Below are 15,472 nucleotides of genomic sequence, written 5' to 3' on the forward strand. Positions count from 1 at the left end.
GCCACCGGCTGCAGCGAGTCGCGGTCGAAATACTGGAACACCTGCGAGCCGTCGGCCAGCTCGACGGTGGCGCGGAAGTTGCCGTTCCAGCCGTCATTGGCGTCGACCGCGTTGATGCCCTTGTACTGCAGCTGGGTGACGTACCAGTCCGCGTCGAAGTCGGCGCTGTCGGCGGCGAGCGCCGGTGCGGCGACGCCGCCGGCAATCACGAGGGCGAGGGCGAGGGAGGAGAGCTTGTTCATGTCGAATGTCCCTTTCGTTGCTTGGACAGTTGCCAGATCGGGCTGCGCCGACCGGCCGGCAAGGGATCGAATCCGCGCTTGAGGGACTTGAAATTCGTCAATTGGTAGTGAGGGTTACGCCGGGGTAGGCGAGTTCCGCGGAGGAAACCCACCGGCTTCCGCCGGGGGTAAGGGGCAGAAAGGAAACCATCGGCGGCGCGCCGCTTTGCGCCCGCTTTCACCCGCCGTAAAGGCGTCGCAAGCGGGGCGCCGGCAGTCCCGGCGCCCCTCGATCGCTGCCGCAGGGGGAGGCCGGTGCACGGCGGCGTGATCGTCGTGAAATATCGGTAAGGTCGCTGCCCCCCCGGCTTCGCTCCCGGTCGGACGAGCGGCCGCGGGCGGAGGCGACAGGTGCCGCTCCGCCGCCCCGGCTCAGTAGCGCCGCGGGCCCTCGGGCGTGTTGGCGACGATCGCCTCGATCCGCGCCATCACCTCGGGGGTCATCTTCGCCTTGTGCTTGAGCGCCTCGAGATTGTCCTTGAGCTGGCTCAGCCTCGAGGCGCCGAGGATCACCGTCGAGACGTTCGGGTTGGCATTGCACCAGAGCAGCGCCATGTGGTGGATCGGCAGGCCGACTTCGTCGGCGAGCTTTGCGAGCTTCTTCACCTTGGCCAGTTCGTCGCGGCCCTTGTCGCTGTCGAGCCGGGCCTTCAGCCATTCGTAGCCGGGCAGGTTCATCCGGCTGTCGGCCGGAATGCCGTCATTGTACTTGCCGGTGAGAATGCCCGAGGCGAGCGGCGACCAGATCGTGGTGCCGAGCCCGAACAGGCTGTAGAGCGGCAGGAACTCGGCCTCCACCTTCTCGCGCCGGAACAGGTTGTATTCCGGCTGCTCCATCGTGGGCGGGGTGAGCCCATACTGCCGGGCCACCGCATAGGCCTCGGTCAGCTGCTGCGCCGTCCATTCCGAGGTGCCCCAGTAGATCACCTTGCCCTGGACGACGAGGTTGTGCATGGCGCGCACCGTCTCCTCGATCGGGGTGTCGAGGTCGGGGCGGTGGCAGAAATAGAGATCGAGATAGTCGACCTGCAGGCGCTTCAACGCGTCGTTGCAGGCATCGGCGACGTGCTTGGCGCTCAGCCCCTTCTGCATCGGCTTCTTGCCGTTGCCGCCGAAATACACCTTGGAGGAGACCGCATAGCTGTCGCGCGCCCAGCCGAGCTGCTTCAGCGCCTCGCCCATCACCCGCTCGGCATTGCCCGTCTCGTAGCCCTCGGCATTGTCGAAGAAGTTGATGCCGTTGTCGTAGGCATGGGCCATGATCGATTGGGCGGCGTCCTCGCCCACCTGCTTGGCGAAGGTCACCCAGGCGCCAAAGGAGAATTCGCTGACCCTGAGGCCAGCCTTGCCGAGGCGGCGGTAGTCCATAGCTGTGATGTCCGTGATTTGAGTCGTCGGGAGAACGTTAATCTATCGGTCCTTGCCGATAGAGGGAAGGGCCGTCGCCCCTCAGCCCCTCAGAACAGCACCACGCTGCGAATGCTCTCGCCGTGGTGCAACAGGTCGAAGCCCTTGTTGATGTCCTCGAGCCGCAGCGTGTGGGTGATCATCGGATCGATCTCGATCTTGCCGCCCATGTACCAGTCGACCATCTTCGGCACGTCGGTCCGGCCCCGCGCGCCGCCGAAGGCGGTGCCCATCCAAGTGCGGCCGGTGACCAGCTGGAACGGCCGGGTCGCGATCTCCTGGCCGGCGCCGGCCACCCCGATCACCACCGACTTGCCCCAGCCGCGGTGGCTCGCCTCCAGCGCCTGGCGCATCACCGTGGTGTTGCCGGTGCAGTCGAAGGTGTAGTCGGCCCCGCCGATCTGGTCGGCGCCCCGCTTGGTGAGGTTGACGAGGTAGGGGACGATGTCGCCCTCGATCTCCCTGGGGTTGACGAAGTGCGTCATGCCGAAGCGCTCGCCCCACTGGCGCTTGTCGTTGTTGATGTCGACGCCGATGATCATGTCGGCCCCGGCGAGCCGCAGCCCCTGGATGACGTTGAGCCCGATGCCGCCGAGCCCGAACACCACGGCAGTGGCGCCGGCCTCGACCCGGGCGGTGTTGAGCACCGCGCCGACCCCGGTGGTCACCCCGCAGCCGATATAGAAGACCTTGTCGAACGGCGCCTTCGGATCGATCTTGGCCAGCGCGATCTCGGGCAGCACGGTGTGGTTCGAAAAGGTCGAGCAGCCCATGTAGTGATAGATCGTCTGGCCCTTGTAGGAGAAGCGCGAGGTGCCGTCCGGCATCAGCCCCTTGCCCTGCGTGGCGCGGATCGCGGTGCACAGGTTGGTCTTGCGGCTGAGGCAGGAGGGGCACTCGCGGCATTCCGGCGTATAGAGCGGGATCACATGGTCGCCCGGCCTGAGGCTCGTCACCCCCGGCCCCACTTCCAGCACCACGCCGGCCCCCTCGTGCCCGAGGATCGAGGGGAACAGCCCCTCCGGGTCCGCCCCCGAGAGCGTGAACGCGTCGGTGTGGCAGATGCCGGTCGCCCGGATTTCGACCAGCACCTCTCCCGCCCGGGGTCCGTCGAGGTCGAGCTCGACGATCTCGAGAGGCTGTTTTGCCGCAAATGCCACGGCCGCGCGCGTCTTCATCACTCGATTCCCCGTTCCTTGCCGCGCACCATAGCGACTGCGTGCGCCCTGCCAAGGGGCGGGCGGGGGCCGGTTCAATGCCGTCCCTTGCTGCCGGGGCTTTACGCGGCCCCGCCCCGGTCCCTAGTTTCGCGGCATGGACAGGGAGGGCCGCGTGGACAATCGCTTCATCGCTTCGGACGGGATCGGGCTCGCCGTGCACGAGCTCGGCGGCGGTCCCGACGGCGTGCCGATCGTGCTGCAGCACGGCTTCAGCGCCACCACCCAGACCGAATGGGTCGATTGCGGCATCGCAGCCCGCCTCGACGGGCTCGGGCGGCGCGTGGTCGGGCTCGATGCGCGCGGTCACGGCGCCTCCGACAAGCCGCACCAGAGCCGCTTCTACGGCGAAGCGCGGATGGCGGCCGATATCCGCGAGCTCGCGACCCACCTCGGCTTTGCCCGCTACGATCTGGTCGGCTACTCGATGGGCGCGGTGATCGCGCTGCTCGTCGCCACCGACGAGCCGCGTCTGCGCCGGCTGGCCATCGGCGGCGTCGGCGAGGGGGTCGTCGCCTGCGGCGGCGTCGACCGGCGCGCCCTCGACAATCGCCTCCTCGCCGCCGCCATGCGCGCCGACGACATCTCGGGCTTTCCCGCCCATGTCCGGGGCTTCCGCACCGGGGCCGAGGCGCGCGGCAATGATTGCCTGGCGCTCGCGGCACATGCCGATGTCGTGCATGCGAGCCCGATCGCGCTCGATCGCATCGCCGTGCCGACCCTCTTGCTCGCCGGCGATGTCGATCCGCTTGCCGTGCGCCCCGAAATCCTCGCCGCCGCCATTCCTGGCGCCCGGCTGGTCCTCGTCCCCGGCGACCATGGCAGCGCCCGCACCGGCCCCGGCTTCGTCGCGGCGCTGGCCGGCTTCCTCGGCTGAGTTCGGCGCCGCTTGCGTTGGGCCGGCATCGGCGCTATATGACGGCCAACAACATCTCTGGCTCTAAAGCGAGAGTGGGTGCCTGGCGGGCCCCCGCTCTTTTTGTTTTCAAGGGACCCGACGCAAGACCATGGCGTTCGACCTCGGCGAAAAGCGCTACCTCAAGGAAACCGGCCTCGAGACCCGCATCGCGCGGATCGTCGAGCCGGTGGCCAACGACCTGGGCTACAGCCTCGTGCGGGTGAAGATCACCCAGGAAAACGGGCTGACGCTGCAGATCATGGCCGAGGATGGCAATGGCCGCTTCACCATCACCGACTGCGAGCGGCTCAGTAAGGAGATCTCGCCCGTCCTCGACGTCGAGGATCCGATCGATCGCGAGTACCATCTCGAGGTCTCCTCGCCGGGCATCGACCGGCCGCTGGTGCGGGCCCGCGATTTCCGCACCTACCTGGGGCACGAGGCGAAGGTCGAGCTCACCGATCTGATCGCCGGGCGCAAGCGCTTCCGCGGCGAGATCGTCGCCGTCGACGACGAGGCGGTGACCATCCGCCTGCCCGATGCCCCCAAGGGCACCGATCCCGACCACCGGCTGCCGCTGCAGCTGCTGGGCGAAGCCAAGCTGGTGATGACCGACGCGCTGATGAACATGGCGCGCACCGACCAGCAAGAATACCCGATCGACGATGACGACGAGATCGAGACCGTCGAACTGGGTGAACTCGACGCCACTGAGGAGACCAACTGACATGGCCGTTAGCGCGAACCGACTGGAGCTGCTCCAGATCGCCGATGCCGTAGCCCGCGAGAAGTCGATCGATCGCATGATCGTCATCGAGTCCATGCAGGACGCGATCGAGAAGGCGGCCAAGACCCGCTACGGCGCCGAGACCAATGTCCGCGCCGAGATCAACCCGCGCACCGGTGAACTGCGGCTGTGGCGCCTGCTCGAAGTGGTCGAGACCGTCGAGGAGTTCGGCCGGCAGATCGGGCTCAGGGACGCACAGGCGCGCAACGCCGCCGCCAAGCTCGGCGACTTCGTCACCGAGCCGCTGCCGCCCATCGAGTTCGGCCGCATCGCCGCGCAGTCGGCCAAGCAGGTGATCGTGCAGAAGGTGCGCGATGCCGAGCGCGATCGCATGTACGAGGAGTACATCAACCGCGTCGGCGAGATCGTCAACGGCACCGTCAAGCGTGTCGAATACGGCAATGTCATCGTCGACCTGGGGCGCGGCGAGGCCATCATCCGCCGCGACGAGCTGATCCCGCGCGAGATGTACCGCTACGGCGACCGCGTGCGCGCCTATATCTACGACGTGCGGCGCGAGCAGCGCGGGCCGCAGATCTTCCTCTCGCGCACGCATCCGCAGTTCATGGCCAAGCTGTTCATGCAGGAAGTGCCGGAAATCTACGACGGCATCATCACCATCCGCTCGATTGCCCGTGATCCGGGCAGCCGCGCCAAGATCGCCGTGACCAGCTCGGATTCCTCCATCGACCCGGTCGGCGCCTGCGTCGGCATGCGCGGCAGCCGCGTCCAGGCAGTGGTCGCCGAGCTGCAGGGCGAGAAGATCGACATCATCCCCTGGACCGAATCGATCGCCGACCTCGTCGTCTCGGCCCTGCAGCCGGCCGATGTCGCCAAGGTGGTGCTCGACGAGCAGGCCGAGCGCATCGAGGTGGTGGTGCCGGACGAGCAGCTCAGCCTCGCCATCGGCCGGCGCGGCCAGAACGTCCGCCTCGCCAGCCAGCTGATCGGCTGGGACATCGACATCCTCACCGAGGCCGAGGAGAGCGAGCGCCGCCAGAAGGAATTCTCCGAGCGCTCGGCGCTGTTCATGGAGGCCCTCGACGTCGACGAGATGGTGGCCCAGCTGCTCGCTTCGGAAGGCTTCTCCTCGGTCGAGGAACTGGCCTATATCGATGGCGGCGAGATCGCCTCGATCCAGGGCTTTGACGAGGAGACGGCGGCGGAAATCCAGAACCGCGCCACCGAGTACCTCGCTGCCATCGAGAAGGCCAACGACGACGAGCGGATCAAGCTCGGCGTTGCCGACGAGCTCTACGAGGTGCCCGGCCTCAACGCCGCCATGCTGGTCGCGCTCGGCAAGGAAGGCATCAAGACGGTCGAGGATTTCGCCGGCTGTGCCGCCGACGACCTCGTCGGCTGGACCGAGCGCAAGGACGGCGAGAGCAAGCGCTTCGACGGCACCTTCAAGGACTTCCCGGTGAGCCGCGAGGAGGCCGAGGACATGATCCTCGCCGCCCGCCTCAAGGCCGGCTGGATCACCGAGGCCGATCTCGCCACGCCCGAGGCGATGCCGGAAGAGGAGGGGGCGCCCGCGTAAGGGCGCTTCCCGGAGGCCGAGTTGCCGAGGCGAGACGAGACCGAACGGATGTGTGCGCTGACCCGCGAGGTCAGGGCGGTCGACGAGCTGATCCGCTTCGTCGTCTCGCCCGACGACGAGCTGGTCCCCGATACCGATGCCCGCGCCGAAGGGCGCGGCGTATGGGTGACGCTGGGCCTGCGCTCCGTGGCCGAGGCGCAGAAGCGGAAGGCCTTCGCCCGCAGCCTCAAGGCCGAGGTCAAGGTGCCGGACGACCTCGCCGGGTTGACGCGCCGGCGCCTCGAGGAGCGGCTGCTCAATGCCCTGGGCCTCGCCCGCAAGGCGGGTCAGCTGGTCACCGGGGCGACCAAGGTGAAGGCCGCCATCGAGGCGGGCGAGGTGGTGGCTCTGCTGACCGCCTCGGACGCGGCGGAAGACGGCCGAAACAAGCTCCTGGGCTCGCTCAGGGGCTACCAGAATGCGGCGCGCGAAGCCGGTCTCGACCCGCTTCCGGCGCGGCATTTCGAAATGCTCGATTCGGGGCAAATGGGTTTGGCACTCGGGATCGAAAATGTGATACATGCTGCGCTCACCAAGGGGGGTGCGGCCCAGGCGGCGGTGAAACGTGCCGAAAGACTGGCACGTTACATCGCCAACTAGATGGGCTATTTGAGCGGCGCGGCAGCGCTTCGCCGCCCCGCGGGCCCGGACCACAGGGATGAAGAGGCAGGCACCTTTGCGGTGCCCGCAATGCGAGTTTCGCAAGGAAGACGCGAGTTACATGGCTGATAACGACGACAAGCGCGACGATTCCGGTGCCGGCGGCAAGAAGACGCTGACACTCAAGGGTGCCCCCAGCCTCGGCGGGCGCCCCAACGTGGCACGTTCGTCCCGGAACACCGTGGTGGTCGAGAAGCGCACGCGCTTCGTGCCCCCCGGATCGCCGGGCGGCCATGCCCCGCGTCCGCCCAGCGCCCCCAGTGCACCGCCGGCCGCGGCGCGCCCCGCTTCCGGCGGCGGCCCCAGCCAGGGCAACCGATCCTCCTATGGCGGTCCGGGCGGCGGGTCGTCGCGTCCGCCGATGCGGCCCGGCCAGGGCGGCGCCCGTCCCTCGATGGGGCTGAGCGCCACCGAGGCCGATGCCCGGGCCCGCGCCCTGCGCGAGGCGGCCAGCCGTCAGGCCGAGGAACAGGCCCGCGCCGCCGCCGAGGAGGCCCGCCGCGCCGAGGAGGATGCGCGTCGCCGCGCCCTGCGCGAGGAAGCGCAGCGCGCCGAGGATGCCAAGCGCCGGGAAGTCGAAGGCCAGAAGGCGCTGGAAGAGGTGGCCGAGATCGCCTCGGTCTCGCGTGAGCCGCGCGTCTCGCCGGCCCGTCGCGCGGCCGAGACGGCACCGCCGCGCCGGCCGGCCCCGACGCCGATCGCCGAGCTGCCGCCGACCCCGCCGTCCGAGGCGGATGGGCGCAAGACGCGCAGCGCGCCGGCGGCCCGCCCGCTGGTCAATGCCACCGAACTCGAGAACGCCCGCCGCGGCGTCGCCCGCGTGGCGGCGCCGGAGCGCCCGACCCGTCGCGCCACCGAGGAAGCGTTTGCCCGCGGCCGGCTGACGCTGTCGAGCGCCACCACCGAATCCGACCGCGATCGCGGCCCCTCGCTCGCCGCCATGCGGCGGCGGCAGAACAAGAAGCTCGGCCGTAACCAGCAGGCGGCGCCCAAGCTCAGCCGCGAGGTGACCATCCCCGAGGCCATCACGGTACAGGAACTGGCCAACCGCATGGCCGAGCGGGCCGTCGACGTCATCAAGATCCTGATGGCCCAGGGCCAGATGGTGAAGATCAACGACATTATCGACAGCGACACCGCCGAGCTGATCGCCACCGAGCTGGGCCACACCGTCAAGCGCGTCTCCGACGCCGACGTCGAGGAAGGGCTGTTCGACATCCCCGCCGACGACAAGGCCGAGGACCTGACCGACCGGGCTCCGGTGGTCACCATCATGGGCCATGTCGACCACGGCAAGACCAGCCTGCTCGACGCCATCCGCGAGACCAATGTGGTCTCCGGCGAGGCGGGCGGCATCACCCAGCATATCGGCGCCTATCAGGTCGAGAAGAACGGCCAGAAGATCACCTTCCTCGATACCCCGGGCCACGAGGCGTTCACCGCCATGCGCGCCCGCGGCGCGCAGGCCACCGACATCGCCGTGCTGGTGGTGGCGGCCGATGACGGGGTGATGCCGCAGACCATCGAGTCGATCCGGCACGCCAAGGCGGCCGGGGTCCCGATCATCGTCGCCATCAACAAGATGGACAAGCCGAGCGCCAACCCCACGCGGGTGCGCACCGAGCTGCTGCAGCACGAGGTATTCGTCGAATCGATGGGCGGCGAGACGCTCGACGTCGAGGTCTCGGCGGTCAAGAAGACCGGCCTCGACAGGCTGCTCGAGACCATCCTGCTGCAGGCCGAAGTGCTCGAGCTCAAGGTCGCCCGCGACGGGCGCGCCGAGGGCCTCGTCATCGAGGCCAAGCTCGATCGCGGCCGCGGTGCGGTGGCGACCGTGCTGGTGCAGCGCGGCACGCTCAAGGTCGGCGACATCGTCGTGGCGGGCACCGAGTTCGCCCGCGTGCGCGCCCTGATCAACGACAAGGGCGACCAGGTCAAGGAAGCCGGGCCGTCGGTGCCGGTGGAAGTGCTCGGCTTCACCGGCGTGCCCAATGCCGGCGACCGCTTCAGCGTGGTCGAGAGCGAGGCGCGGGCCCGCGAGGTCACCGAGTACCGCCAGCGCCTGCTGCGCGAGAAGACGGCGGGCGGCGGCGCCACCAGCCTCGAGCAGATGATGAACCAGCTCAAGGCCTCGGGCGTTTCCAAGTTCCCGCTGATCATCAAGGGCGACGTGCAGGGTTCGGTCGAGGCGATCAATGCCTCGCTCAACAAGCTCTCGACCGAGGAAGTCTCGGCCCAGATACTGATGAGCGGCGTCGGTGCCATCACCGAGTCGGACGTGACGCTGGCCTCGGCCAGCAACGCCATCATCATCGGCTTCAACGTCCGCGCCAACAAGCAGGCGTCGGACCTGGCGCAGCGCGACGGTATCGAGATCCGCTACTACAACATCATCTACGACCTCGTCGATGACGTGAAGGCGGCGATGAGCGGCCTGCTGAAGCCGGAGCGGCGCGAGACCTTCATCGGCTACGCCGAGATCCTCGAGGTGTTCAACATCAGCAAGGTCGGCAAGGTGGCGGGCTGCCGCATCACCGACGGCATCGTCGAACGCGGTGCCGGCGTGCGCCTGCTGCGCGACAACGTCGTGATCCACGAAGGCAAGCTCAAGACGCTCAAGCGCTTCAAGGACGAGGTCAAGGAAGTGCCGGTCGGCCAGGAGTGCGGCATGGCCTTCGAGAACTACGAGGACATCCGCGCCGGCGACGTCATCGAATGCTTCCGCGTCGAGCAGGTGACGCGGACGTTGTAAGGCGATGTGGATGGCGCTGTAGAAGCTGCTATCCACCTCCTGATTGGCGCCGCCGCACCCGTTGCGGCGGCGCTTTTCTTTGGCCGTGGATAGTGATCGACCCCATCTCCGCGCCTTTTTCGTCATTGCAGTCATGAGTAATTACTCATAGAGTGACGAGCATGGCAGAACCGGCGCGCACCATCCGCCCGTTGCGCTGGGTTGGTTCCAGCCGGAAAGACTATGGCGACTTTCCCGAGCGTGTGCAGGAGGAGTTCGGCTTTGGCCTCTACCTTGCCCAAACCGGGCTTCATCCGTTGGGTGCGAAGCCACTGAAGGGATTTGCTGGTGGTGTCGTAGAGTTGATCGAGGACTTCGATGGTGATGCCTTCAGGGCCATCTACACTGTTCGATTTGATACTGCGGTCTATGTGCTGCACTGTTTCACGAAGAAGTCGAAAGCCGGCATCAGGACGCCACAAAGTGAGATGGAAATGGTCAAGCGCCGACTGCGCGATGCAGAGGCGCACTGGAGAATGACGGGAAGATGAGCGATCTCGAGGTACATGAGAGTGCCGACAATATCTTTGCCGAACTGGGGTTGCCTGAGGCGGAAACTCACTTCCTCAAGGCGCAACTCGTCGCCGAGCTCTATCGTATGAAGAACGAACTCGGACTTTCGCAGGTCAAGGCTGGCGAGGTCATGGGCATAAGCCAGCCCGAGGTGTCCCGCATGTTCAAGGGCAACTTTCGCGAGTACTCGGTTGAGCGTCTGATGGGTTTTCTCACGGCGTTCAACAACGACGTCGAGATCGTTGTCCGCCCCCGCAGAGCAAAGGCTCCGGGTGAAATTCGGCTCACCCGCGCAGCCTAGCCCAACGTCCGCGCCACCGGGCACAGTCCCGTTCAGCATCGTGGCGGAAGCAGGGCGGCGGCACGACGCTGGTCCGAAAAACCGTTGCATATCAATCGCCTGCTTCACGTGAAACGGGGACAGGGGCCGCTCCGGCCCGCCAATCCCCACCTGCCCGTTCTGCCGGCTTGATCGACCGCATCGGGCTCCCTATCGTCACCGGCGGAGTGTTGCGTCCCGCGTCGGGCGCTGGTCGTGTGGAGCAGCCGATGGCGCGGGGACCGATGGGCGGGGGAGGGCGGCAGGGCGGCGGCAGGTACGGCGCCGACATTCCCGACGCGCTCCCCTTCGACAAGGGCACGCGCCTCAAGACCATCCGGCATCTCGGGCGGCTGTTCGCCCAGATGTGGCGCACCAGCCCCTGGCTGATGGCGCTCTCGATCGCGCTGCGGTTGCTCGTCGCCGTGCAGCCGCCGCTGCTGCTGCTGTTCACCAAGCTGATCATCGACGAGGTGGTGCACCAGACCGGCCTTGCGAGCCCCGGTCCGGCCCTGTCCGACTGGCTCGCGAGCGGCCGTCTCACCTTCCTGATGCTGCTCCTCGCCGGCGAGTTCGTGCTCGTTTTCTTCCGTGATGTCTGCAACCGCGCCATCAGCGTCGTCGACACCATCCTGGGCGAGAGCCACTCCAATGCCGTCAGCCTCGAGCTCATGCAGCATGCCGCCCGGCTCGACCTCAAGCATTTCGAGCAGTCCGAGTACCAGGACAGCCTCGAGCGCGCCCGCCGGCAGGCTGCCTCGCGCTCCACCGTCATCTCGCAGCTGTTCGGCCAGGCGCAGGCGGTGATCACCGCCCTCGCGCTCGCCGCCGGCCTGTTCCTCTACGCCCCGCTGCTCATCGCGCTGCTCGCCATCGCGCTCGTTCCGGCGGTGTGGGGCGAGTTCAAGTTCAACCGCCTCGCCTATTGGATTTCGCACCACCGCTCGCCCGAACGCCGGCAGCTCGAGTACCTGCGCCAGGTCGGCGCCAGCGCCGAAAGCGCCAAGGAGATCAAGCTGTTCGGCCTGGGCGGCTTTCTCTCGGATCGGTTCAGGGTGCTCAGCGACCAGATCCTCGTCGAGAACCGCGACCTGTCGATCCGTCGCGCGCTGCAGACCGGCGGGCTCGCGACGCTGTCCACCGTCACCTACTACGCCGCCTATGCCTATATCGTCTGGCGAACGCTCAACGGCGATTTCACCATCGGCGACCTGGTCTTCCTCGCCACCTCGTTCAACCAGTTGAACGGCTACCTGCAGCAGATCCTCATCGGCTTCACCCAGATCGCCGGCCAGTCGCTCTACCTCGACGATCTGTTCAGCTTCTTCGAGATCAGGCCGGCCATCACCGACCCGGCCACGCCCAGGCCGTTCCCGGTGCCGCTCAGGACCGGGATCGTCTTCGACAATGTCGGCTTCCGCTATCCCGGTTCCGAGCGCTGGGCGGTGCGCGGCCTGAGCTTTGCCGTTCCCGCCGGCGAGACGCTGGCGCTGGTCGGCGAGAACGGTGCGGGCAAGACCACCATCGTCAAGCTCATCACCCGCCTCTACGACCCCGACGAGGGCAAGATCACCATCGATGGCATCGACATCCGCGACTTCGCGCTCGCCGATCTGCGCACCCATATCGGCGCCATCTTCCAGGATTTCCTGCGCTACAGCTTCTCGGCCGCCGACAATATCGGGGTCGGCCGCATCGAGGCGGCCGCCGATCGCGACCGCGTCGTCGCCGCCGCCACGCAGAGCCTCGCCGATCCGGTGATCCGTGGCCTGCCCGAGGGCTACGAGCAGATGCTCGGCCGCACCTTTGCCAAGGGGCACGACCTGTCGGGCGGCGAATGGCAGAAGCTCGCCATCGCCCGCGCCTACATGCGCGATGCCGAGATCATCATCCTCGACGAGCCCACCGCCGCGCTCGATGCCCGCGCCGAGGCGGAGGTCTTCACCCGCTTCAAGAACCTCGCCGAAGGCACCACGGCGGTCCTCATCTCGCACCGTTTCTCCACCGTGCGCATGGCCGACCGCATCGTCGTCCTCGCCGATGGCGCGGTCGCCGAATCCGGAACGCATGCCGAACTGATGGCCACCCGCGGCCGCTATGCCGAGCTCTTCGAGTTGCAGGCCGCCGGCTACCGCTGACGGGCGGCCGTCCCGGCAAGAGAAAGGCCCGGGATCGCTCCCGGGCCTTAGCTGTTCAGCAGGTGTCGGCGTCCGCTTACTCGGCGGCGTCCTTTTCCTTGGCGATTTCCTTGCCGGTCGCCTGGTCGACGACCTTCATCGACAGCCGGACCTTGCCGCGCTCGTCGAAGCCGAGGAGCTTGACCCACACCTTGTCGCCCTCCTTGACCACGTCGGTGGTCTTGGCGACGCGCTGTTCGGCCAGCTGGCTGATATGGACGAGGCCGTCCTTGGCGCCGAAGAAGTTGACGAAGGCGCCGAAATCGGCGGTCTTGACCACGGTGCCCTGGTAGATCGCGCCGACCTCGGCTTCGTCGGTGATCGACTTGATCCACTTGATCGCCGCGTCGATCGCCTTGCCGTCCGAGGACGACACTTTCACGGTGCCGTCGTCGTTGATGTCGATCTTGGCGCCGGTCTTCTCGACGATCTCGCGGATCACCTTGCCGCCGGTGCCGATCACTTCGCGGATCTTGTCGGTCGGGATGGTGATGGTCTCGATGCGCGGCGCGAACTCGCCCACGCTCGAGCGCGAGCTGTCGATGGCCTTGGCCATCTCGCCCAGGATGTGCTCGCGACCGGCCTTGGCCTGGCCGAGGGCGACCTTCATGATCTCCTCGGTGATGCCGGCGATCTTGATGTCCATCTGCAGGCTGGTGACGCCGTCGGCGGTGCCGGCGACCTTGAAGTCCATGTCGCCCAGGTGGTCCTCGTCACCGAGGATGTCCGACAGCACGGCGAAGCGGTCGCCCTCGAGGATGAGGCCCATGGCGATGCCCGCCACCGGCTTCTTCATCGGCACGCCGGCATCCATCAGCGCCAGCGACGTGCCGCACACCGTCGCCATCGAGCTCGATCCGTTCGACTCGGTGATCTCGGAGACGACCCGGATGGTGTAGGGGAAGTCCTCGGCGCGCGGCCGGATCGGGTTGATGGCGCGCCAGGCGAGCTTGCCGTGGCCGATCTCGCGACGGCCGGGCGAGCCCATGCGGCCGGCCTCGCCGACCGAGTAGGGCGGGAAGTTGTAGTGCAGCATGAAGTTCACCTTCTGGGTGCCTTCAAGGCTGTCGACGAACTGCTCGTCGTCGCCGGTGCCGAGCGTCGCCACCACCAGCGCCTGCGTCTCGCCGCGGGTGAACAGGGCCGAGCCGTGCGTGCGCGGCAGCACGCCGACTTCCGCCACGATCGGGCGGACCGTCGTCAGGTCACGGCCGTCGATGCGGGTCTTGGTGTCGAGGATGTTCCAGCGGACGATCTTGGCCTGCAGGTTGTGCACGACCTCGCCCAGGTCCTCGGCCGAAACCTCGCCGGCCTCGATCCTCGAGGCGAACGCCGCCTTGACCTTGGCGTTGGCGGCATCGACAGCGGCATAGCGCTGCTGCTTGTCGGTGATCTTGTAGGCGGCGCGCAGGTCGGCCTCGGCGATCGCCAGCACGTCCTTCTCCAGCGCCGAGTAGTCGGGCGGGGTGAAGTCGCGCGGTTCCTTGGCGGCCAGTTCCGCCAGCTTGATGATCGCGTCGATGACCTTCTGCGAGGCGGCATGACCGAACATCACGGCGCCCAGCATGGTGTCCTCGGAGAGTTCCTGCGCTTCCGACTCGACCATCAGCACGGCGTCGTAGGTGCCGGCCATGACCAGGTCGAGCTTGGACTCCGCCCGCCGGTCGACGGGCAGGTTGAGCACGTACTCGCCGTTGACGAGGCCGACGCGGGCCGCCCCGATCGGGCCCATGAACGGCACGCCCGAGATGGTCAGCGCCGCCGAGGCGGCAACCATCGACAGCACGTCCGGATTGTTCTCCATGTCGTGCTGCAGCACGGTGACGATGACCTGGGTCTCGTTCTTGTAGCCATCGGGGAAGAGCGGGCGGATCGGGCGGTCGATCAGGCGGCTGATCAGCGTCTCGCCTTCGGTCGGGCGGCCTTCGCGCTTGAAGTAGCCGCCGGGGATCTTGCCGGCCGCGAAGTACTTTTCCTGGTAGTTGACGGTCAGCGGGAAGAAGTCCTGGCCGGGCTTGGCCGACTTGGCCGAGACCACGGTGGCGAGCACCACGGTCTCGCCCAGGGTGGCGAGCACCGCGCCGTCGGCCTGGCGGGCCATCTTGCCGGTCTCGAGGGTGAGCGGCTGGCCGCCCCAGTTGAGTTCGACCTTGTGGTGGTCAAAACGGATGGTCATGTCTCATCTTTCCATTCTGCCGGAACGAGCGGGAACGCGGGGGGCGTAGTCAAACCCCGCGAACTCGTCCGGTGTGCCAGCCGCGCCCGCACCCCATGTGCACGGCGCCGCCCAAAATCGGCACGGGTTCCGCGCTGACGCTCCGCCCGTGGCGGATGCGGAACATGGACAAGACGATGAGCCGCTCAAGTGCCCGAGGGGTGACGCCGTCCGGCGTCCTGAGCGGCCGATGATCTCGCCATGCTCCGCTGTGGTTCCGTCAGCCTACGCATCGCTCCGCATCGTCGCGGAGCCGGACCGCGAGGCGTACCTCGCCGTCCTGTCGGTGTCGCCGGATGCGCCTCAGCGGCGCAGGCCCAGGCGTTCGATGAGGGCCTTGTAGCGCGCCTCGTCCGTCTTCTTGACGTAGTCGAGCAGGCGTCGACGGGTCGACACCATCTTCAGCAGGCCGCGGCGGGAGTGATTGTCCTTGCTGTGGCTCTTGAAGTGCTCGGTGAGGTTGGCGATGCGCTCGGACAGGATCGCAACCTGGACTTCCGGTGAACCGGTATCGTCCTTCTTGGTGGCGAAGTCCTTGATGAGCGCGGTCTTGCGCTCGGCAGTGATCGACATCGGTCAGGTCCTTTCAAGTGGAGGATCGGGGTCGCTGTCGCCCGGGATGTCGTCC

The 15,472-nt window shown here is 67.4% G+C and carries 13 protein-coding genes; 8 read left to right on the plus strand and 5 right to left on the minus strand.

The features are described 5' to 3' along the window. From ACE3TU_RS09930 to ACE3TU_RS09940, 3 genes are all read right to left on the minus strand, one after another. Positions 1–242, minus strand: a 242-nt coding sequence (locus ACE3TU_RS09930) for a hypothetical protein (protein ID WP_374623451.1), incomplete at its 3' end; no start/stop codon positions are given. A 411-nt stretch (positions 243–653) separates the two neighbouring features. Next, positions 654–1,649: a potassium channel beta subunit family protein gene (locus ACE3TU_RS09935; RefSeq protein WP_374623454.1), complete on the minus strand. Its 996-nt coding sequence runs from the start codon at positions 1,647–1,649 to the stop codon at positions 654–656. An 89-nt stretch (positions 1,650–1,738) separates the two neighbouring features. Then, on the minus strand, positions 1,739–2,866 hold the full coding sequence (locus ACE3TU_RS09940; RefSeq protein ID WP_374623457.1) for an S-(hydroxymethyl)glutathione dehydrogenase/class III alcohol dehydrogenase: 1,128 nt from the start codon (positions 2,864–2,866) through the stop codon (positions 1,739–1,741). Between the two features lie 154 nt (positions 2,867–3,020). Here ACE3TU_RS09940 and ACE3TU_RS09945 point away from each other — a divergent pair, with 154 nt between their 5' ends. The 8 genes from ACE3TU_RS09945 (at position 3,021) to ACE3TU_RS09980 (ending at position 12,590) form a co-directional block, all read left to right on the plus strand. Then, on the plus strand, positions 3,021–3,782 hold the full coding sequence (locus ACE3TU_RS09945) for an alpha/beta fold hydrolase (protein WP_374623459.1): 762 nt from the start codon (positions 3,021–3,023) through the stop codon (positions 3,780–3,782). Between the two features lie 130 nt (positions 3,783–3,912). Continuing rightward, positions 3,913–4,530 (plus strand): ribosome maturation factor RimP, encoded by a 618-nt coding sequence (gene rimP, locus ACE3TU_RS09950; protein ID WP_374623461.1) that lies wholly within the window; start codon positions 3,913–3,915, stop codon positions 4,528–4,530. Position 4,531: 1 nt separating this feature from the next. Next, the gene (gene nusA / locus ACE3TU_RS09955) at positions 4,532–6,130 is read left to right on the plus strand and encodes a transcription termination factor NusA (RefSeq protein ID WP_374623464.1); all 1,599 of its coding nucleotides are present in this window, start codon (positions 4,532–4,534) and stop codon (positions 6,128–6,130) included. 21 nt (positions 6,131–6,151) lie between these two features. Continuing rightward, complete coding sequence (locus tag ACE3TU_RS09960; RefSeq protein WP_374623467.1) at positions 6,152–6,769, plus strand: RNA-binding protein; 618 nt, start codon at positions 6,152–6,154, stop codon at positions 6,767–6,769. A 121-nt stretch (positions 6,770–6,890) separates the two neighbouring features. After that, positions 6,891–9,581, plus strand: coding sequence for a translation initiation factor IF-2 (gene infB / locus ACE3TU_RS09965; RefSeq protein WP_374623470.1), 2,691 nt, complete (start codon positions 6,891–6,893; stop codon positions 9,579–9,581). 161 nt (positions 9,582–9,742) lie between these two features. Then, positions 9,743–10,111: a type II toxin-antitoxin system RelE/ParE family toxin gene (locus ACE3TU_RS09970; RefSeq protein WP_374623473.1), complete on the plus strand. Its 369-nt coding sequence runs from the start codon at positions 9,743–9,745 to the stop codon at positions 10,109–10,111. After that, positions 10,108–10,434 carry a helix-turn-helix domain-containing protein gene (locus ACE3TU_RS09975; protein WP_374623475.1) on the plus strand — a complete coding sequence of 109 codons (327 nt, stop codon included), beginning with the start codon at positions 10,108–10,110 and terminating at the stop codon, positions 10,432–10,434. The genes ACE3TU_RS09970 and ACE3TU_RS09975 overlap by 4 nt, the downstream gene beginning before the upstream one ends. Positions 10,435–10,682: 248 nt before the next feature. Continuing rightward, on the plus strand, positions 10,683–12,590 hold the full coding sequence (locus ACE3TU_RS09980; protein ID WP_374623477.1) for an ABC transporter ATP-binding protein: 1,908 nt from the start codon (positions 10,683–10,685) through the stop codon (positions 12,588–12,590). A gap of 76 nt (positions 12,591–12,666) precedes the next feature. On the opposite strand, the gene pnp is transcribed toward ACE3TU_RS09980, so the two are convergent. Together pnp and rpsO are read right to left on the minus strand one after the other, a co-directional pair. After that, positions 12,667–14,805, minus strand: a complete 2,139-nt coding sequence (pnp, locus tag ACE3TU_RS09985; RefSeq protein WP_374623479.1) for a polyribonucleotide nucleotidyltransferase — start codon at positions 14,803–14,805, stop codon at positions 12,667–12,669. Positions 14,806–15,147: 342 nt separating this feature from the next. Further along, complete coding sequence (gene rpsO, locus ACE3TU_RS09990) at positions 15,148–15,417, minus strand: 30S ribosomal protein S15 (RefSeq protein ID WP_374621453.1); 270 nt, start codon at positions 15,415–15,417, stop codon at positions 15,148–15,150. Positions 15,418–15,472: the final 55 nt, after the last annotated feature.

Origin of the sequence: Devosia sp., from assembly GCF_041917035.1 — a bacterium.
Lineage (GTDB): Bacteria > Pseudomonadota > Alphaproteobacteria > Rhizobiales > Devosiaceae > Devosia_A.